Annotated in this window: 18 protein-coding genes and 4 pseudogenes; 12 read left to right on the forward strand and 10 right to left on the reverse strand. The window is 58.5% G+C overall.

The features are described from left to right. The coding region (locus tag AC1DPR_RS30640; protein WP_477817799.1) for a LysR family transcriptional regulator at positions 1 to 257 on the reverse strand (257 nt) is incomplete at its 3' end. 119 nt (positions 258 to 376) lie between these two features. On the opposite strand from AC1DPR_RS30640, the gene AC1DPR_RS30645 reads away from it, so the two are divergent. Continuing rightward, positions 377 to 622 (forward strand): helix-turn-helix domain-containing protein, encoded by a 246-nt coding sequence (locus AC1DPR_RS30645; RefSeq protein WP_113472123.1) that lies wholly within the window; start codon positions 377 to 379, stop codon positions 620 to 622. Positions 623 to 1170: 548 nt separating this feature from the next. On the opposite strand, the pseudogene AC1DPR_RS30650 reads toward AC1DPR_RS30645, so the two are convergent. From AC1DPR_RS30650 to AC1DPR_RS30660, 3 genes and pseudogenes are all read right to left on the reverse strand, one after another. Further along, positions 1171 to 2021 (reverse strand): annotated as a pseudogene (locus AC1DPR_RS30650) (type I glyceraldehyde-3-phosphate dehydrogenase). 281 nt (positions 2022 to 2302) lie between these two features. Continuing rightward, positions 2303 to 2812 (reverse strand): Hsp20/alpha crystallin family protein, encoded by a 510-nt coding sequence (locus AC1DPR_RS30655; RefSeq protein ID WP_477817881.1) that lies wholly within the window; start codon positions 2810 to 2812, stop codon positions 2303 to 2305. Positions 2813 to 2846: 34 nt separating this feature from the next. Then, positions 2847 to 3095, reverse strand: a pseudogene (locus AC1DPR_RS30660) (Hsp20 family protein); the annotation flags it as partial. 213 nt (positions 3096 to 3308) lie between these two features. On the opposite strand from AC1DPR_RS30660, the gene groES reads away from it, so the two are divergent. Next, positions 3309 to 3623, forward strand: coding sequence for a co-chaperone GroES (gene groES / locus AC1DPR_RS30665; protein WP_477817882.1), 315 nt, complete (start codon positions 3309 to 3311; stop codon positions 3621 to 3623). Positions 3624 to 3675: 52 nt separating this feature from the next. Continuing rightward, a complete protein-coding gene (groL, locus tag AC1DPR_RS30670; RefSeq protein ID WP_477817883.1) occupies positions 3676 to 5304 on the forward strand; it encodes a chaperonin GroEL in 1629 nt (542 codons plus the stop codon). A gap of 569 nt (positions 5305 to 5873) precedes the next feature. Here groL (AC1DPR_RS30670) and AC1DPR_RS30675 read toward each other — a convergent pair. The 3 genes from AC1DPR_RS30675 to AC1DPR_RS30685 form a co-directional block, all read right to left on the reverse strand. Beyond that, a complete protein-coding gene (locus AC1DPR_RS30675) occupies positions 5874 to 6155 on the reverse strand; it encodes a hypothetical protein (protein ID WP_477817884.1) in 282 nt (93 codons plus the stop codon). A 9-nt stretch (positions 6156 to 6164) separates the two neighbouring features. After that, positions 6165 to 6464, reverse strand: a complete 300-nt coding sequence (locus tag AC1DPR_RS30680) for a DUF982 domain-containing protein (protein ID WP_477817885.1) — start codon at positions 6462 to 6464, stop codon at positions 6165 to 6167. 70 nt (positions 6465 to 6534) lie between these two features. Continuing rightward, positions 6535 to 7011, reverse strand: coding sequence for an Hsp20 family protein (locus AC1DPR_RS30685; RefSeq protein WP_477817886.1), 477 nt, complete (start codon positions 7009 to 7011; stop codon positions 6535 to 6537). Between the two features lie 202 nt (positions 7012 to 7213). Between AC1DPR_RS30685 and AC1DPR_RS30690 the strand changes: the two genes are divergently transcribed. After that, entirely contained in the window at positions 7214 to 7399 is a 186-nt protein-coding gene (locus tag AC1DPR_RS30690; RefSeq protein WP_477817895.1) for a DUF2332 family protein, read from the forward strand. A 261-nt stretch (positions 7400 to 7660) separates the two neighbouring features. Here the strand turns inward: AC1DPR_RS30690 and htpG are convergent, their stop codons facing one another. Continuing rightward, a complete protein-coding gene (gene htpG / locus AC1DPR_RS30695; RefSeq protein ID WP_477817887.1) occupies positions 7661 to 9550 on the reverse strand; it encodes a molecular chaperone HtpG in 1890 nt (629 codons plus the stop codon). A 179-nt stretch (positions 9551 to 9729) separates the two neighbouring features. Further along, a pseudogene (locus AC1DPR_RS30700) lies at positions 9730 to 10814 on the reverse strand (alpha/beta hydrolase). Between the two features lie 253 nt (positions 10815 to 11067). On the opposite strand from AC1DPR_RS30700, the pseudogene AC1DPR_RS30705 reads away from it, so the two are divergent. Next, positions 11068 to 11369 (forward strand): annotated as a pseudogene (locus AC1DPR_RS30705) (DUF982 domain-containing protein). Positions 11370 to 11773: 404 nt separating this feature from the next. On the opposite strand, the gene AC1DPR_RS30710 reads toward AC1DPR_RS30705, so the two are convergent. Beyond that, the gene (locus AC1DPR_RS30710) at positions 11774 to 12331 is read right to left on the reverse strand and encodes an SPW repeat protein (RefSeq protein ID WP_477817888.1); all 558 of its coding nucleotides are present in this window, start codon (positions 12329 to 12331) and stop codon (positions 11774 to 11776) included. A 312-nt stretch (positions 12332 to 12643) separates the two neighbouring features. Here AC1DPR_RS30710 and AC1DPR_RS30715 point away from each other — a divergent pair, with 312 nt between their 5' ends. The 7 genes from AC1DPR_RS30715 to AC1DPR_RS30745 form a co-directional block, all read left to right on the forward strand. Then, a complete protein-coding gene (locus AC1DPR_RS30715; protein ID WP_112657002.1) occupies positions 12644 to 12949 on the forward strand; it encodes a DUF982 domain-containing protein in 306 nt (101 codons plus the stop codon). A gap of 158 nt (positions 12950 to 13107) precedes the next feature. Beyond that, positions 13108 to 13353, forward strand: a complete 246-nt coding sequence (locus tag AC1DPR_RS30720) for a hypothetical protein (protein ID WP_477817889.1) — start codon at positions 13108 to 13110, stop codon at positions 13351 to 13353. A gap of 500 nt (positions 13354 to 13853) precedes the next feature. Then, positions 13854 to 14168: a co-chaperone GroES gene (locus AC1DPR_RS30725; protein WP_477817890.1), complete on the forward strand. Its 315-nt coding sequence runs from the start codon at positions 13854 to 13856 to the stop codon at positions 14166 to 14168. Positions 14169 to 14215: 47 nt separating this feature from the next. After that, complete coding sequence (gene groL / locus AC1DPR_RS30730; protein WP_477817891.1) at positions 14216 to 15844, forward strand: chaperonin GroEL; 1629 nt, start codon at positions 14216 to 14218, stop codon at positions 15842 to 15844. Between the two features lie 49 nt (positions 15845 to 15893). After that, complete coding sequence (locus AC1DPR_RS30735; RefSeq protein ID WP_477817892.1) at positions 15894 to 16151, forward strand: hypothetical protein; 258 nt, start codon at positions 15894 to 15896, stop codon at positions 16149 to 16151. Between the two features lie 96 nt (positions 16152 to 16247). Further along, positions 16248 to 16544: a DUF982 domain-containing protein gene (locus tag AC1DPR_RS30740; RefSeq protein ID WP_477817893.1), complete on the forward strand. Its 297-nt coding sequence runs from the start codon at positions 16248 to 16250 to the stop codon at positions 16542 to 16544. Between the two features lie 412 nt (positions 16545 to 16956). Continuing rightward, positions 16957 to 17243, forward strand: a 287-nt coding sequence (locus AC1DPR_RS30745) for a flavin reductase (protein ID WP_477817894.1), incomplete at its 3' end; no start/stop codon positions are given.

Consider the following 17243-nt stretch of genomic DNA (forward strand, 5'->3'; position numbering starts at 1 on the left):
CCGGCTGCCCGCGTCAGTTCGGTGGTCAGGTCGATGTCGCTTAAGATCCGCACACAGCGATCATAAAAGGTCTCCCCTGCCCTGGTCAGTTCCACCCGTCTGGTCGAGCGGATGAACAGCGGACAGCCAAGTTCCCTTTCCAGCGACATCACATGATTGCTTAAGGCCGGCTGGGCAATGCACATCCTGGCTGCCGCGCGGCCGAAGTGCAGTTCCTCGGCCACCGCTTTGAAATAGGTGAGTTGGCGTAGTTCCATGAATGAGCTCCGCCGCACTTGTGCTTCATTGCCACGATGCTTCGCAAAAGATAAGTTATAGCCAGTTAGCACGCTTAAGTTTCTTTTTCAACTCTCAACTTGCGAAAATAGAAAGTTTTATGCTCAAACCATCTCAGTGCCGCGCAGCTAGGGCGCTTCTCGACTGGACCCAGAAAGACCTCGCCGAGAAGACTTCGATCAGCGCGGTATCCATTCGAGCATTCGAAAGAGGGGGAGAGATGCGCGACAGCAACCTTCGTCTATTGACGCTCACCTTCGAGGCCGCAGGCATAACCTTTCAGAGTGAAGGTGAGATTACTGATGGAGGAATAGGCGTCCGCCTTCGATCACAGGATCGGCATTAGACGTGGAGCTAAGCGCGTGTTCTTGCTTGCAGCTCGTAGGCGACCCGATCAGCCTGTGAATAGTTAAAGTTTAGATTGCCGAACACTGCCAAAGAAGGCACTGCATAGCGATAGCGATTCTGCAGTCTGCTGGTTGTGAGTACGCCGGGAAACGGTGGCATTTCGGAGGGACAATGTTCGGCCCGATTCGCTAACATCTGAGAGTACCGATCCGGGTGGAAGTTGTCCGCGCTGACGAGATCATCTCGGCCTCGGGCGAACGCTGTGATTCGTTGCCGCATTGGGCCTATGGCATGGTCAAATGGTTGTCGCGGAAACGGGTGTCACGTTATTCAACGGCTTAGAAGCTTTGAGAGCCCAGCCCGGCGATTTCGTCGTTCGCGATCATAAGGCACTTTTTCAGTCTACGATCAAACGGCTTTCGACCAAAGCTTCATGCCGGCACACTCGGCAGAGGTCTATAAGTTGCACGCGCGGCGTAGGGGCCCAGCCAGAAGATTGGCGGCCCAGTTTCCGAGCCGCCTTCGACGATTCATGTCGGGACGCTCTTAGATGAGCTTTGCGAAAGCGACAGCCGTATCAGACATGCGGCTGGAGAAGCCCCACTCGTTGTCGTACCAGGACAGGACGCGCACGAAGTTGCCTTCCATGACCTTCGTCTGATCCGTTGCGGCTTGCCCTTCAGATGCGGAAGGACGAGGCCAACGGCCTTGGCGGCGCCCGTCGACGTCGGGATCATGGACAGGGCTGCGGCKCGGGCACGGTACAGGTCCTTGTGCATGGTGTCGAGGGTCGGCTGGTCGCCGGTGTAGGAGTGGATGGTGGTCATGAAGCCGTGGTCGATGCCGACCGCGTCATCGAGAACCTTCACAACAGGCACGAGGCAGTTCGTCGTGCAGGATGCGTTGGAGATGACYAGATGCTCCTTGGTGAGCTGGTCATGGTTGACGCCGAAAACGACGGTCAGGTCGGCGCCGTCGGCAGGAGCCGAAACGATGACGCGCTTTGCGCCGGCCGTCAGGTGCGCGGCAGCCTTGTCGCGGGCGGTGAAGATGCCGGTGCATTCCATCGCGATGTCGACGCCGAGTTCCTTGTGCGGCAGCGTTGCCGGGTCCTTGATCGCGGTCACCTTGATCGGCTTGCCGCCGCCAACAGTGATCGTGTCGCCCTCGACCTTCACCTCGGCCGGGAACTTGCCGTGGATGGAGTCGTAGCGCAGCAGATGGGCGTTGGTCTCGACCGGGCCGAGGTCGTTGATGGCAACGACTTCAATGTCGGTGCGGCCGGATTCGACGATAGCGCGGAGAACGTTACGGCCGATGCGGCCGAAGCCGTTGATGGCAACCTTTAATCGATGGCCTCGAGCAACGCATTTTATTGAACTGGCGGTCCAACACATGGCGGCGTAACCCTCCATTATGGAACATTTGCATATAGCCGCAAGTTGAAGTGTTGTTAGCTTGCTGTTCAAAAAAAGCGGCCCAAAAGAGGCGCGCGCCGCGAAACGTTGACGTCAATCGCCAAGGGCTGGCTGGTGCCGACGTCCTCCACAAACTTCCGGTCAGCACGACCCGATCGTTTGTTTCGTGCAAGGGGTTCCTCATCGACGTCATCGTTTACTGCCCAAGCAAACCCAGCCGGGCACGTCCACACCCGGCTGGCTTGCGGTGGCGGCCGTTATTATTTGGTGCTGTCGATGGTGATCCGCTTGACATTGGCTCGCGCCTTTTCGGTCTTCGGCAGCGTTACTGCGAGGAGACCGTTCTTGAACGTTGCGGCGACCTTATCCTCATCGATCTGGCGGTCAAGAGCCAGCCGCCGTTCGAATCGCCCGTAGTAGCGCTCGCTGAACCGGCGGTCCTTGTCCTCAGTTTCCGACTTTTTCTCGCCGCGAAGCGTAAGCATGCCATCCCCCACCAATACCTCGATCTCGTCTGAATCGATGCCCGGAACCTCCGCTATTACGCGTATCTCGCTGTCATTCTCTTCGATCTCCACGTGCGGCCACGTGCCATGGAAAGGCGCCGTGTCACCGAACAACGATGGCGGGCCGAAGCCGCGAAAGACTTCGTCGAACAGACGGTTGACGTTGCGGTGCAGTGACAGGAATGGATCCATGTCATCACCGCGATAGGTGCTCGGAAGCTGGCTGCTCCCACGGCTCCACGGGATCAGGTCACGTACACTCATGGCTGTCATCCTTTCTTCCGTTTCTGTCTCTTTCTTAGTGCAAACAGGCGATGGTTGCACAGTTCTGTCGTGCTGGGCCTTTGTCGCCTTCGATCTGCTTCGAAGCTGCCTTCGTCGTCTCGGACTGAATGGCGATACGACGTGGCTTCATCTCCTCAGGTATTTCCTTTTTGAGATCGATGACGAGTAGCCCGTTTTCGAGCGTCGCGCCCTCGACGATGACGTGATCGGCGAGTTCAAATCTGCGCGCAAACGGCCTCAGAGCAAGGCCTTGATGGAGGTGTACTCCAAACCGCCGCCGACATGAAATAGCCGTATCATTTCACGCTGGTTAGCACTCGACGGGCCAGAGTGCTAAAAATGTCAATCTGCCTCTTGAAACTCCAAAGATCATAAACCAGATCGAATTACGCGCGATGGCGAAAGAATCGCGCGTCCCGCGTCGGCTTCGCTCCGAATGCTGCGCGGAGCACCTCTTGAATCTGAGGAGAGCGACATGACGTTCCGTCCCTTGCATGACCGCATCCTGGTTCGCCGCATCGAGGCCGAGGAAAAGACGGCCGGCGGCATCATTATCCCAGACACGGCGAAGGAAAAGCCACAGGAAGGTGAGGTCGTTGCCGCCGGCCCCGGTGCGCGCGACGACAGTGGGCAGTTGCAACCCCTCGACGTGAAAGTGGGAGATCGCATCCTGTTCGGCAAATGGTCGGGCACCGAGATCAAGCTCAATGGCGAGGATCTTCTGATCATGAAGGAATCTGATGTGATGGGCGTGATCGAGGTGGACGCCGCTGCGAGAAATGCGGCGTAGGGTCGATACCGCCTTCTAACAAGGAATTCTAGCCTGAGGAAGGAGCAGACAAATGGCTGCCAAGGAAGTGAAATTCCATTCCGACGCCCGCGAGAAGATGCTGGCCGGTGTCGATATCCTCGCAAATGCGGTCAAGGTTACGCTCGGCCCCAAGGGGCGCAATGTTGTTATCGACAAGTCGTACGGCGCGCCCCGGATCACCAAGGACGGCGTCACTGTGGCCAAGGAAGTCGAGCTGGAGGACAAGTTCGAGAACATGGGCGCACAGATGGTGCGGGAAGTTGCCTCGAAGACCAGCGACATCGCTGGTGACGGCACTACCACTGCGACAGTTCTCGCCCAGGCGATCGTCAAGGAAGGTGCGAAGGCTGTAGCGTCGGGCATGAACCCGATGGACCTAAAGCGCGGTATCGACAAAGCAGTCGAAGCTGTGGTCGAGGAACTGAAGAGGAACGCCCGTAAAGTCACTAAGAACGACGAAATCTCCCAGGTTGGCACCATCTCGGCCAATGGCGACAGCGAGATAGGCCGTTTCCTCGCGGAAGCGATGGAAAAAGTCGGCAACGAAGGCGTCATCACCGTCGAGGAAGCCAAGACCGCCGTGACAGAGTTGGAAGTCGTCGAAGGCATGCAGTTCGACCGTGGTTATCTCTCGCCGTATTTTGTCACCAACCCAGAGAAGATGCGGGTTGAGCTCGAGGAACCCTACCTCCTGATCCACGAAAAGAAGCTTTCGAACCTGCAGGCGTTGCTGCCGGTCCTCGAGGCCGTGGTTCAGTCCGGGAAGCCTTTGCTTATCATCGCCGAGGACGTCGAAGGCGAGGCGCTGGCGACGCTCGTCGTCAACAAGCTGCGCGGCGGCCTGAAGGTGGCTGCCGTCAAGGCTCCAGGGTTCGGCGACCGCCGCAAGGCGATGCTGGAGGACATAGCGATCCTAACAGGCGGGACCGCAGTCTCTGAGGACCTTGGCATCAAGCTCGAGAATGTGACCCTCAACATGCTTGGCGGCGCCAAGAAGGTCGTCGTCGAGAAGGAAAACACGACGATCATCGACGGCGCAGGTTCGAAGACGGAGATTCAGGGCCGCGTCGCGCAGATCAGGGCGCAGATCGAGGAAACCACGTCAGACTACGATCGCGAAAAGCTGCAGGAGCGGCTGGCCAAGCTTGCCGGCGGCGTGGCCGTCATCCGCGTCGGCGGCTCGACCGAGGTCGAGGTGAGGGAACGCAAGGACCGCGTCGACGACGCCATGCATGCCACGCGCGCGGCCGTCGAGGAGGGCGTGCTGCCCGGCGGTGGTGTCGCGTTGTTGAGAGCCGTCAAAGCACTGGACAGCGTTCAGACTGAGAATGCCGACCAGAAACACGGCATCGACATCGTCCGCCGTGCAATCGAGGCGCCGGTGCGCCAGATCGCCGAGAATGCAGGTGCCGAGGGCTCGATCATCGTCGGTAAGCTGCGTGAGAAGACCGATTTTGGCTACGGCTGGAACGCCCAGACCAACCAGTTCGGTGATCTCTACGATCAGGGCGTGATCGACCCGGTCAAGGTCGTTCGCACCGCGCTGCAGGACGCCGCCTCGATCGCCGGCCTACTGATTACCACCGAGGCAATGGTCGCCGAGAAGCCGAGGAAGGATGTACCGTACCCGCCGATGTCGGCAGGCGGCATGGACTTCTGATTGAAACGATAATTCCGCGGCCTTTCGGGGCGCGGACGGTCGGTAGATCTGTGAAATAAGACATGCGTTGCGCCTGACTGGATGCGGCGTTATCTGTCGCGACCGTCGCGGAACGCACGGCGGCCTTTGAAGTGCCGGGAGCGCGATCGTGCTTGATCTGTTTCGCGGCGGGTTGAAACCCTCCACGGTGATCCAGTCGGTGGTTGCCCGACGCACGACCTTGGGAACGATGGAACACGATTGCCTTAGACGTCCAGTCACAATCCTTGTGGATGTCGGATTTCCGGCGCGGCCGCTATCGAAGCGATAGCACGCCATCGCGCTCAATGCCTCGGGGCAGCCCTTGCGAGCGTTGATTTCGAGACCGCTCCCTGGACGTTTGTCGCCTTCTCGCATCGGGCCATGTCCTCGCACGCGCCTTTGCGCCTAACTCCCGTTCGCGAGCCGGAGTCAGTAAACGTGCCAGCACTCCGTGAGGGGAGAGCCGGGCGGCGAACAGCGCTCGCTTGATCAAGCCATCAAGCGGCTGGCGAAAGTCGACGAGACAGACGGCCCGAGAGCGTCGTCTGTCAGGTGGCGTAGCGCCGATCGAGTTCTCGGAGGGCAGACTGAACCTCATCGATCGAAACTGGCTCCGGTGTTCCTGGAACGTGACGGAGGCACGGTTTCGAATCGATCGCGTAAAAGTCCGAAGCCCATGCCGCGAGGATCGTTCGCTTATCGTCGACAGAAAGTGCTGGCGCCATTACCACATCGATTGGCCGTCGAAACAGCAGCCCTTGCGGTGCTAGAACTGTTGGCCCGATCGCCATGGCATGGTTGGCAGCCTGCTCCAACATGTTGTCCATCATCGATTTACCTCAGCGTATGTGCGGATCCCTGTCCCGTCGCAGGCGAGACGCGACGATGACGTTGGTTTCCGGCGCCAGCAGATCGTGCTTTTCAGCAAAGGCGGCAAATAGGCCGCGAGCGGTCTCCGCTTCGATTTCACCGCGCAGCGCAGCTCCACAGGCCTTAAGCGCAACTGAGTGCGCGTTATCTCTGAGCGCCGCCGGCCACTCGACGAGATACCGGTAGGCGTCCATCGCGCTGCGAACCTCCGCCGGAAAACCGAGGCCGACCAGAATAGAAACAGGCTCTTTGAACATATCGGGTTTCATTACGCTCTCCTTCCCAACCCGCGATGTTGACGGGCGCCGCCGCCGCGCCGCCCTCCTTGAGGGGTTCTGCTTAAGCGGCCTTCTGCGCTTCGATCTGCGCGAGAGAAGCCGACGGCTCAACACTTGAAGCGGTCTCGATGGCGATTTTCCGCGGTTTCATTTCCTCCGGGACCTCACGAACGAGATCCACGGACAGGAGACCGTTCTTTAGATCCGCTCCGTTCACCCTGACATGGTCGGCGAGCTCGAACCGGTGTTCGAACGGCCGGCCGGCGATGCCGCGATGAAGGTAGGCTTCGGTAGCCGCCTCCTGCTTCTTGCCGGTCACGGTCAGAAGGTTGGACTGGAATGTTATGTCGAGATCGTCCTGGGCGAAACCTGCCACCGCTATCGAGATCCGATAGCTGTCATCGCCAGTCTTCACAATGTCATAGGGCGGCCAGTCGTTGATCGAGCGGGCGCGCTGAGCATTTTCGAGAAGATTGAAGACCCGATCGAAACCGACGCTGGATCGGAACAGCGGTGCATAGTCGTAGGATGTTGCCATAGCCATATCCTCCTTGAAGCAACATGGGTACGGAGCGCCGAAAGATGGCGCTTCCAGCAAGGCCAGCCCTATCCTCAGCGGCTGGCAGCTATCGATTTGGTTTTTGAGAATTTCAGATTCAAGAGCTGCGCTTGAGAAAAATTAGCGTGTTCCAGTCCTGGCGAACCATTCAATCGAGTTCCGCTTTTCGAATAGAGATTCAATCGCGGGGGCAATACCTCAAGTCGGCGCTATCGCCACGGAACCGTCTCCGCTCGCATGGCTTTCGGTGGAACCGCTCGCCGCCGGCGCACCACATGCGGTGCAGCGGCTGACGATTTGGCCACGCGGCGAAACCAGGCAACTCGCCTCCTGCGACCACCATGGTCGCTGGATTGAGTGGCTCTAACCCGCGGCCTCTACGCAATGGCGACTTCGAACTCAACAACCGACGTGGCGCCCATGGCCCAAGACATTCTTGGTGTTGATGGGATACGAACCGCCGACCCGGTGGGTCCGGGCCGGTGAAAATTCAAAACATCCGAAAATAGAGCTTAGTGGGCTATGCTGAGTACAATTAGCTGATCATGGAATATCATTTGAGAAAACGCTGTCACATTCGTTGGCCAAGTTTTGGAAAGGCAGCCATTGGCCACCTCGCCGAAGTTTGTTACTTGCTGTGTCTCATCGCAAGCGCAAACAGCCTTGCCTGCCGGTTGGCGAACGCGCGCGGGTTGGCTGGTTTGTCCCCGTCGAGAATGCGCGCTTCGTCAAGCAAAAGCCACGCAGCATCCTCGCGAAACGCCTCATCGTCCACTGACGCAATGTTTTTAACAAGCTCGCTCTGCCCATTGATCTCCAGGATCGGCTTCGATGCTGTTTGCAACCGCCCCGCCCCTTGAAGCAGTTTTTCGAGTTGGCGATCAGGGCCATGCTCCGACGCTACAAGGCAGACCGCGCTTTCGGTCAACCGGCCGGAAACACGAACATCAGCAACCTCCTCACCGAGGGCACTTCGCGCGAAATCGATGAACGCCTCCACTTCGGGAGAAGCTTGCCGCCCCCCCTCATTGGTGCCTCCTTCGTCGGCAACAGCGTCCAGATCGGCAAGACCTTGGGTGACCGATTTGAAAGGCTTGCCTTCGAAATCTGGAACGTTGGTCGGCCAAAAGTTATCCACGCCGTCGGTAAGCAGGAGGACTTCGATACCTTTGGCCCGGAACCCTTCAAGGTGCGGCGACGATTTCAGTTGGTCCAGAGTGGAGCCGCTGATGTAATATATCGCCGACTGCCCTTCCCTCATCGTGGCCAGATAGTCGGCCAAGCTGCGCGTCGCCTCGCCAGACACAGTGCTGCGGAAGCGCGCCAGCTTCAGCAACTGCGAGCGCCGCTCGAAGTCCTCATAAATGCCTTCCTTGAGAATTGCTCCGAACAGATCCCAGAACTTGGAAAACGTATCGGCTTCGCCCTCGGCCATCTTTTCTAGTGCGGAGAGGATCCGGCTAGTCACGCCTTTTTTTATGGCGGCGAGGACTGGACTCTCCTGGATCATCTCGCGGGAGATGTTGAGCGGCAGATCCGTATCGACGATTCCGCGGACGAACCGCAGGTAGCGCGGTAACAATTCGGCCTCATCGGTTATGAAGACGCGCTTCACGTAGAGCTTCATCCGACCCTGTCGGTCTGGATCGAACAGGTCAAATGGCCGAGAGCCGGGTATGAAGGCAAGCGTCGTATATTCGTGTCGGCCCTCAGCGTGGAAATGCACGTTACTCAGCGGCTCGTCGTACTGACCCGAGACGCTACGATAGAAATCCTTGTAATCCTCCTTGGATATTTCGCTCTTCTGCTTGATCCAAAGCGCTGCACCATCGGAGATCTGTGACGGCTCGGCGCCGTCTTTCTCAACGAGACGGATCGGTACAGGTACGTGGCCGGATCGATCGCGAATGATCTTCTCGACCGTCCATTTGCTCGTATATTTCTTCGCATCTTCCATGAGATGTAGCACGACGCGAGTACCGCGTGCCGGTGCGTGTCCGAGATCGACCGCAACAATGTCATAGCTTCCTTTGCCGTCGGATGACCATTTCCAGGCCTCGCCCTCGCCGGCGTGGCGCGAGATCACATCGACACGGTGAGCGACCATAAACGATGAATAGAAGCCGACGCCGAATTGGCCGATAAGTTCCGCTTTTTCTCCAGCTTTGGCCGCCTCAAGCCGATCCATGAACGCTTTCGTCCCCGAGCGCGCGATCGTGCCAAGCGCGTTGATCATCTCGTCGCGGTTCATGCCGATGCCGCTGTCTTCGATCGCGAGTGTCTGCGCCCCTTCATTAAGCGTCACGAGAATTGCCGGCTGGATCCCATCGGACGAGAGCTGCGGCTTGGAAATCGACTCATACCGCAGCTTTTCGCAGGCATCCGCCGCGTTCGAGATCAATTCCCGGAGGAATACATCTTTGTCCGAGTAAACCGAATGCACCATCATGTGCAGGAGTCGGCTGACATCGGCTTCGAATACGTGTTGCTCGGGCTGCCGCTCTTCTACTGTCGTCATTGATAACTCCATCGTACGGAAATCGCCGGTCAAGTGGTTTTTCCGGTATTAAATTTCAAGCGCCATCATTCATCGACCATGAGAATTCAGACGGCCGGACTTCGGCGGGCACCGGGGGGCCTTATCGTGCAGGCTTCTTCCATCTTGCGATCCGATCCCGGCCGTTTGCGGGACAAGGTTCAGTATGTGATCTGCCCATTCTTGATCGCTGCACCGTCGGATGAGAGTTCCTCCTTCAAAATTGCTCGCGCCTCCGGGCTGATGACGGCGACGGGTGCCGCGATTGCGAGACGTGCAGCCGAGCCTGCAAAATTTGCGGCCGTCACGCCAATCTGGTCTGCCGCGCTTGCCTTTCCGCCATCGAGGGGCTGCCGGCCAGCCGCCGCCCGAGGAGACGCACGATCTCCGGGCTGTCGGCGAAGGCGTTGTGGCCGAGCGGGTCGTTCGTCGCGATCGCGCTCGTGTCGATGACAGAAACGCCGAGTTCGTTGAAAAGAGGTGCGTAAGGTCTGAGATCGGACCCGCCGAGCCGTTTGACCCCGCCCGAAAGCCAGCCCGAGACTTCCAGCGCCTTGTGGTGTTTCGATGTCAGGATAACAAAGTGCGGCCGCTTCGGTCCCATTTCCGTGAACTGGCGGCGGAAGACGTCAACATCGATGTCCGGCGATGCGAGCACGACGTTCTTCACCTTCGCCGGGATCGATTTCTCGCCCATGGCGACGCCCCGCAATGCCTCCGCCGCGAGCCAGCCGCCCATCGAGTGAGCGAGGATCGTCACATCGGAGACGTCGGGGCTCTTCACCGCCTGGAGGATCAGATCCTCGAGGGCGTGGCGCGAGTAGTTGGCGCTCTCCTTATCGTAGAGGTAATCGAAGCCGCGCCGCCTGGACGGCCAGGTGAAAAGGATGGGCGCGGCGTCGCCTCCCGAGTCATGGACGATCTGTGCGAAGCGGAAGACCGCATCGGCATAGGTGTTGTTGAATCCATGAACGAAGATGATGACCTGATGCTTCTTGTTTCGATTTGCCCGGTACCAGTTTAAGGCCTGCCCTTCGGACTGGACCTTGGCGACCTGCGTGACCGCGAACTCCTTTTGCGGGTTGGGCGGCATGCGCAACGGCCACTGCACCTCTCCAATTTTGCGGTTCCGGTCGGGCGGGATGGACACGTCGACGACGCTGTTGAGCGAGATCGCCGTTCCGCGGTCGCCGGAATAGAGCTTGCCAAGATCCTCCGAAGGCTTGCGCGTCGTGGCGACAAGCATCGTGACCCGAGTGGTGCCGGTGGGGGCGACGGCGAGTGGCCGCAGGACGTCCTGAGCCCGGCTGGCGCGGTGAAAGGATACCTCGCGCCTCCGCTGTCATTGTGTATGGAAGGGATAAGGTGACGATCTGTCGCTCGGATGGTCAGTCGTCGTCTACAATGTAGCAGGTTCTGATGTCTTGAAATACACTCTGTCGGCACCGATATTTTCTTTACTTCTTTTTCATCCGGTTTGAATGCGAAAGGAGGACATCATGCTTCACCTGGAATTGGTTTGGATGACGCCCGTCGCCGTCCGCATGAAAGACGAGAGCCCCCAGGTCTTCGCTTCTGTCAACGACGCGCTCGACTTTCTGGAAGGGGATTGGGCCATCTATCGAGGCAGAATTACAATCGGGCGGTTCAAACGTGCCGCCGTGCTCTAAACCGAATGACGCCAGTCACCATCGCGCGCGAAGCGTTCATTGACGCCTGCCGCGATGCGGGATTGTCAACGGGCGCAGATCGACCGCTCGGGACGAAGACTGGCGCTGGCGGTCAACACTCGCTTGCCTAGAATGGCTGGGTTGGGGCACCTCTTGGTGCCCCAACCTTCGAACGTTCGCTGGTCGTCAGCTTATCGAAATCCAGCCCCTTGCCGAAGCGCTGGGAGAACTCAGCCGGATTGAGCCCACCAGGTTGATAACCGTGTGGAATACAAAACCGTCGTTGCGGCGGCGCTGTCCGGCTGCGCCCAACGCGGGCCGGTATAGCGATACGCGGATTGGGTCCAGGTCAAATTTGCGAGCATTGAGCTCCTTGCACGTCCCGGGCTATCATAACCCCAATCATGTCGATCACTTGCTTATTCTGTTCGTTGACCTCCTCATACCCCTGCTGCGGCGGTGTTCAATTGCGCTCAGGCAACCACCGCCGAACTCCTATACCGACGGTTCGAGGCGTTGACTTGCGGCGGCAACTTCATTGATACGGTCTCGTGAGCCATCTGCCACCTAAGCATACAAGGGAGACAAGAATCGCTATGGCCCCTGCCGCGAGATGTGAGGTGGCAGGGTCAGCGTTGTTCGAAAAGTCCAGGAGCCATGGCGCTGCGAAGATCCAGACGCCGATCGACAGACATGCCAAATTTAGCTTTGGCCAGATGTCCGTTGCAGCAGCGACGGCGAGAACCGTCAATGCCAGCCCACCGATCCATGCGTTGATTGATGCGAGCAAAGACCCTTCGTAGCTCAGCACCCACGGGCAGACAAACAATACCGCTCCTGCCACGGCATTCACCGTGTTGAGTATTGCTAAAAGAGAAACCCGTTCTTCGACCTTCCCAAGACAAGACGGCGGCTGACATCGATGTTGGAAGATCGCGTGTATGCTTGGAACTATGTGCCACTCCTTCTGCCGACCGCTCCGAACATCCATAGACATCCTATCTCGGCAAGGCTTCCTGGCGGCGTCTGTCGGGTGCATCGGAACGTCTCGCAGCGAGGAGCGGCGGTCTGATTCCATACGAAAGGTGGTCATTGATCCTGTCGCTCTGCTGCCGCGCCATGCCCCTTCGAGCCGTTAGCCCTCCGGAGATCTGTCGCCGAATGCGGTGGCCCGCCTTTCTGAAGTCGTCGACCAGCCGGATCTGCATGCGGGCGTAATCGGCATCGGAGCCACACCGGCTGCCGAAGTCCGAGGCATTTCGTTGAGGGGCTGGCTCTCTAACACGCCCCGCGGCGTATAGGTGGTCTTGAACCGCCTGATAGCGCCCACCCGCTAGCCCTTGCACGCCCCCGTCTCCAATCCTAAATTTTTGTTATTTGTCGTTGGTAGGAAAAGGAGGAAAAAATGCCGACGTCAGATATCCTTTGGAGTAGTCCCGTAAATGTTCGGCTTCCGAATGGTACTGAGAAGTCGTTCCAAAGTATCCACGACACCTTGGACTTTCTTGAAAACGAATGGCCCAAGGTACACGGTGCGTATCACGACGCAGCAGTAGCGAGTTGCCGAAACGCCCTCGGGCGACAGACTCCTCCCGCGGTCAGCAAAGAGCTTTTCCTCGCGGCATGCCTGGAAGCAGGCCTTGCGGTTCGAGGCGGTAGCAGGCGAGCGAGCGGCCAACGCTTATCAGAAACCGCTCACCGACATTTCTGAATCCGACAAAGCTGGAACAAATACCGGCAACCGCACTTATCGGCCAGAGGCCATTCCCCTCGACCTTTCATAAGTCCAAATGCGTGCCCCGCTGTTCTCGCGGGGCCTTTTTGGGCGATGGCAATGCAAAAGAGATGTTCTTCATGGAGGATGTTGTGATGTCTCGCAAAAACTTCAGTCGCCACGATGAGCCCCTGAATTCCGACGACTTACGCAAATGCCAGGCAGTTTTGAATGCTATCTGCGGGGACTTCGGGATAGAGCCTGGATCCGAGGAAGCAGATCGCATCGCCGCGATCACCATCGAGCTCTATCAACAGGGGGTACGCGACGTTGGACATCTGAAGCATATCGTCGATGCCGCGCGCGGCCTCGATCTCGGCGGAAATGGAAACAAGACGTAGCCTACCGCGCTTTGAGCTTCGCTCACGGCCTTCGGGGCGTGACCACTTAAGGAGCCCTGACCTTACGCCGCAGAACACGCGGGGCTCTTTTCCACACCGGCATCCGAAGTTTCGCACGCTCGCGTGACCGCCATAGGTGTGAGGAAGCATCGGCGGTTGAATTCAACCCGGCCGGTTGGTCGCGATCCGATCTGACGCTCCAAATCCGATGAAAATCGCATGCTTCGTCTCCGTTTCGCAACAGTCTGTAAGGTGGTGCAATTTTTTGCCGCCATCAACGAATTTTTGAACGCCCAATGCCAGGTTTCTTGTTTCTTTCCAGCATGTTAGCACCCGCATTTGAAGAGTGCTTATTTTTTGTTTTGACCTCTTGAAATCGAAAAATCGCAAAACCAGATCATTTTGCGCAAAACGCTCGAACGAGGTTTTGCCCCCGCCCGGACCGGTCATCCGGTCCGGCGGGGAACAACGTCATCATTGTTTGTCCATCGGAGGAAAACATGTCGTTCCGACCGCTTCATGATCGCATTCTTGTCCGCCGGGTTGAGTTCGAAGAGAAAACCAAGGGCGGCATCATCATTCCAGATAGCGCCAAGGAAAAACCGCAGGAAGGCGAGGTCATCGCCGTTGGCCCTGGCGCGCGCAACGATGCCGGCCAGATCCAGGCGCTCGACGTCAAGGCCGGTGATCGCATCGTGTTCGGCAAGTGGTCCGGCACCGAGATCAAGATCAACGGCGAGGACCTGCTGATCATGAAAGAAAGCGATGTCATGGGCATCATCGAAGTCCCGGCAGAGCAGAAGCAGGCCGCCTGAAGGCCGACCGATCAGTTAAATTAGCTGCCTATTGAGGAGTTAAAGAAATGGCTGCGAAAGAAGTCAAGTTCCACACCGATGCCCGTGAACGCATGCTGCGTGGGGTCGATGTGCTTGCCAATGCTGTGAAGGTGACGCTTGGGCCGAAAGGCCGCAACGTCGTGATCGAAAAGTCCTTCGGCGCGCCGCGTATAACCAAGGACGGCGTTTCGGTCGCCAAGGAAATCGACCTGGAAGACAAATTCGAAAACATGGGCGCCCAGATGCTGCGCGAAGTGGCATCCAAGACCAACGATCTCGCTGGCGACGGCACAACGACCGCGACGGTGCTTGCCCAGGCAATCGTCAAGGAAGGCGCCAAGGCGGTGGCGTCGGGCATGAACCCGATGGACCTGAAGCGCGGCATCGACATTGCCGTCGACGCCGTGGTCAAGGAACTGAAGACCAACGCGCGCAAGATCTCCAACAATTCGGAGATCGCCCAGGTCGGTACGATTTCGGCCAATGGCGACGAAGAGATCGGCCGTTACCTTGCCGAGGCAATGGAAAAGGTTGGCAATGAGGGCGTCATCACCGTCGAGGAAGCCAAGACGGCCGAAACCGAACTTGAAGTCGTCGAAGGCATGCAGTTCGATCGCGGCTATCTTAGCCCTTACTTTGTGACCAATGCCGACAAGATGCGGGTCGAGTTCGAGGATCCTTATATCCTCATCCACGAGAAGAAGCTTTCGAACCTGCAATCGATGCTGCCGGTTCTCGAAGCTGTCGTCCAATCCGGCAAACCGCTCCTCATCATCGCTGAAGACGTCGAAGGCGAGGCTCTCGCCACCCTCGTCGTCAACAAGCTGCGTGGTGGCTTGAAGATCGCCGCCGTCAAGGCACCGGGCTTCGGCGACCGCCGCAAGGCTATGCTGGAAGACATCGCCATCCTGACGGGCGGCACTGTCATTTCCGAAGACCTCGGCATCAAGCTGGAGAACGTGACGCTGAACATGCTTGGCCGCGCCAAGAAGGTCGCGATCGAGAAGGAGAACACGACGGTCATCGATGGCGTCGGTTCCAAGGCCGAGATCGACGGCCGCGTTGCGCAGATCCGCGCCCAGATCGAGGAAACCACCTCCGACTACGATCGCGAGAAACTGCAGGAACGCCTCGCCAAGCTCGCCGGCGGCGTTGCCGTCATCCGCGTCGGTGGCTCGACGGAAGTCGAAGTGAAGGAGAAGAAGGACCGCGTCGACGACGCGTTGCATGCTACCCGTGCGGCCGTCGAGGAAGGCATTCTGCCGGGCGGTGGCGTGGCGTTGCTGCGAGCCGTCAAGGCCCTCGACAATCTCAACACGGCCAACCAGGACCAGCGGGTCGGCATTGAGATCGTGCGTCGCGCGATCGAGGCGCCGGTGCGCCAGATCGCCGAGAATGCCGGCGCAGAAGGTTCGATCATCGTCGGCAAGCTGCGCGAGAAGTCCGACTTCTCCTACGGCTGGAACGCCCAGACCGGCGAGTATGGTGATCTCTACGCACAGGGCGTCATTGACCCGGCCAAGGTCGTGCGCACCGCGCTTCAGGATGCAGCCTCCGTTGCCGGCCTGCTGGTGACGACGGAAGCCATGATCGCCGAAAAACCCAAGAAGGAAGCCGCTCCGGCGATCCCCGCTGGCGCCGGCATGGACTTCTAGGTGGATCAGCCAGGCCCGCCCGTCGGGCGGGCCGTTCCCGGAGTGAGAAATGAATCCGACGTCTTCCCCAACAAAGGAGGAGGCGCGTTTGTGCGCGAGTGTCGTCAAGGAAATCTCCCAGACAAGGGGAGTTTCCAGAGACCCGGTCGCTATCGGAAAGTTAACCGTGCTGGTGGCGCGGCTCTTCAACAGCGGGCTGCGCGAACGCGATGATCTTATGTCAGCCGCCATGCGATCGTCCGATTTGCAGGGTGACCTGATGCATACAGATACCGGAGTGCGAACGTCGTCAAATAGCAAAGAATGAAAGGAGAGGCGCGCTGCCGGCCTGGAAACTGGCACCTTTGGAGGCCACTAGCCGCCGAGGTTCACAACCATCAAGCAAACCTGAAAGGAGGTAACCGTGGCACTCGATCTGTTTGACTCACCCCTTTTCGCTCAGAGAAAGTACTTTGTGCAGGAAATAACAGGGCTCGATGACGCTTTCGACCTTCTGGACGAATGGCCTACAGAGCAGCGCGATCTCTCTTATGAAACGGCAGTCAGGGTTTGCCGAGATGCCGCGGCGGGCAAACGTTCCCTCCCTGCCGCGCGGGAGGACTCTCGACGCTTTTTGAAGCCAAAAGGCAAACTCGTCGACGTTGGCGAAGTCGCGCCATATTTGCGTAAGCTACGCACCGACAGCTTTAGCAAAGCGTGATCGGCCTGGCATCACGTTGGCTGCAAAAAAGTGGTGGCTGCAGACACTCGCAACTTCGCAAATTTGGCAGCGTACAGAAATGACCGTCGATCACAGGCATCCTTCGGCGTGTGGCTGGGAACTCGCAATCAATGCGTCCTGATGCGACTTCGGAAGCCGCTTGAGATTTTCGCAACCGACCTCGGTAGCTTCTCCTCGACTTTGCGCAGCTCCCGCGACGAGCTGCTGCGCGACAATGCGCATGACGTCGCCTTCGCGCTAGCGGGCATTAGTCGCCGTCGTACTCGGTTGCAGCACGACGCGGCGACACTTCTCGAACAACTACTGTCACACGACTACGTTCGCTGTTCCGGTTAAATCCTCCACCGTGATGAACATGTTGAATCTGCAGGCCGGTGGCTCGGAGCCCGGCATGGACATGGCAGCACGTACGGCCGAGATCGTTTTCAGCCTCGCCTCGAACATCGAGCGAAACCGCGCATTCTCGTCTTCCTGGCCTGTGGTTGAACGGTATCGTCGCTTCTGCGTCAATGTGCTTGCCGTCGACCAGCAGCATATCGCGCAGTCCTTCGCCGGCTTCGATGGGCGGCGAGGGGTCGAGCGCTATCAGGACGCGCAATGGTATAGTCTTTCGACCGGCACGCCCGCGCTGAAAGATGCGCTGACGGTTATCGACTGCGAACTTGAAACGGTACTCAA

It is taken from the genome of Rhizobium sp. 01T417, assembly GCF_056398905.1.

What these genes read in the sequence shown, in the direction of transcription:
- AC1DPR_RS30645 (WP_113472123.1), top strand. Translation starts at nt 377, where the DNA reads ATGCTCAAACCATCTCAGTGCCGCGCAGCTAGGGCGCTTCTCGACTGG.
- AC1DPR_RS30655 (WP_477817881.1), bottom strand. Translation starts at nt 2,812, where the DNA reads ATGAGTGTACGTGACCTGATCCCGTGGAGCCGTGGGAGCAGCCAGCTT.
- groES (WP_477817882.1), top strand. Translation starts at nt 3,309, where the DNA reads ATGACGTTCCGTCCCTTGCATGACCGCATCCTGGTTCGCCGCATCGAG.
- groL (WP_477817883.1), top strand. Translation starts at nt 3,676, where the DNA reads ATGGCTGCCAAGGAAGTGAAATTCCATTCCGACGCCCGCGAGAAGATG.
- AC1DPR_RS30675 (WP_477817884.1), bottom strand. Translation starts at nt 6,155, where the DNA reads ATGATGGACAACATGTTGGAGCAGGCTGCCAACCATGCCATGGCGATC.
- AC1DPR_RS30680 (WP_477817885.1), bottom strand. Translation starts at nt 6,464, where the DNA reads ATGAAACCCGATATGTTCAAAGAGCCTGTTTCTATTCTGGTCGGCCTC.
- AC1DPR_RS30685 (WP_477817886.1), bottom strand. Translation starts at nt 7,011, where the DNA reads ATGGCAACATCCTACGACTATGCACCGCTGTTCCGATCCAGCGTCGGT.
- htpG (WP_477817887.1), bottom strand. Translation starts at nt 9,550, where the DNA reads ATGACGACAGTAGAAGAGCGGCAGCCCGAGCAACACGTATTCGAAGCC.
- AC1DPR_RS30710 (WP_477817888.1), bottom strand. Translation starts at nt 12,331, where the DNA reads ATGACCACCTTTCGTATGGAATCAGACCGCCGCTCCTCGCTGCGAGAC.
- AC1DPR_RS30715 (WP_112657002.1), top strand. Translation starts at nt 12,644, where the DNA reads ATGCCGACGTCAGATATCCTTTGGAGTAGTCCCGTAAATGTTCGGCTT.
- AC1DPR_RS30720 (WP_477817889.1), top strand. Translation starts at nt 13,108, where the DNA reads ATGTCTCGCAAAAACTTCAGTCGCCACGATGAGCCCCTGAATTCCGAC.
- AC1DPR_RS30725 (WP_477817890.1), top strand. Translation starts at nt 13,854, where the DNA reads ATGTCGTTCCGACCGCTTCATGATCGCATTCTTGTCCGCCGGGTTGAG.
- groL (WP_477817891.1), top strand. Translation starts at nt 14,216, where the DNA reads ATGGCTGCGAAAGAAGTCAAGTTCCACACCGATGCCCGTGAACGCATG.
- AC1DPR_RS30735 (WP_477817892.1), top strand. Translation starts at nt 15,894, where the DNA reads ATGAATCCGACGTCTTCCCCAACAAAGGAGGAGGCGCGTTTGTGCGCG.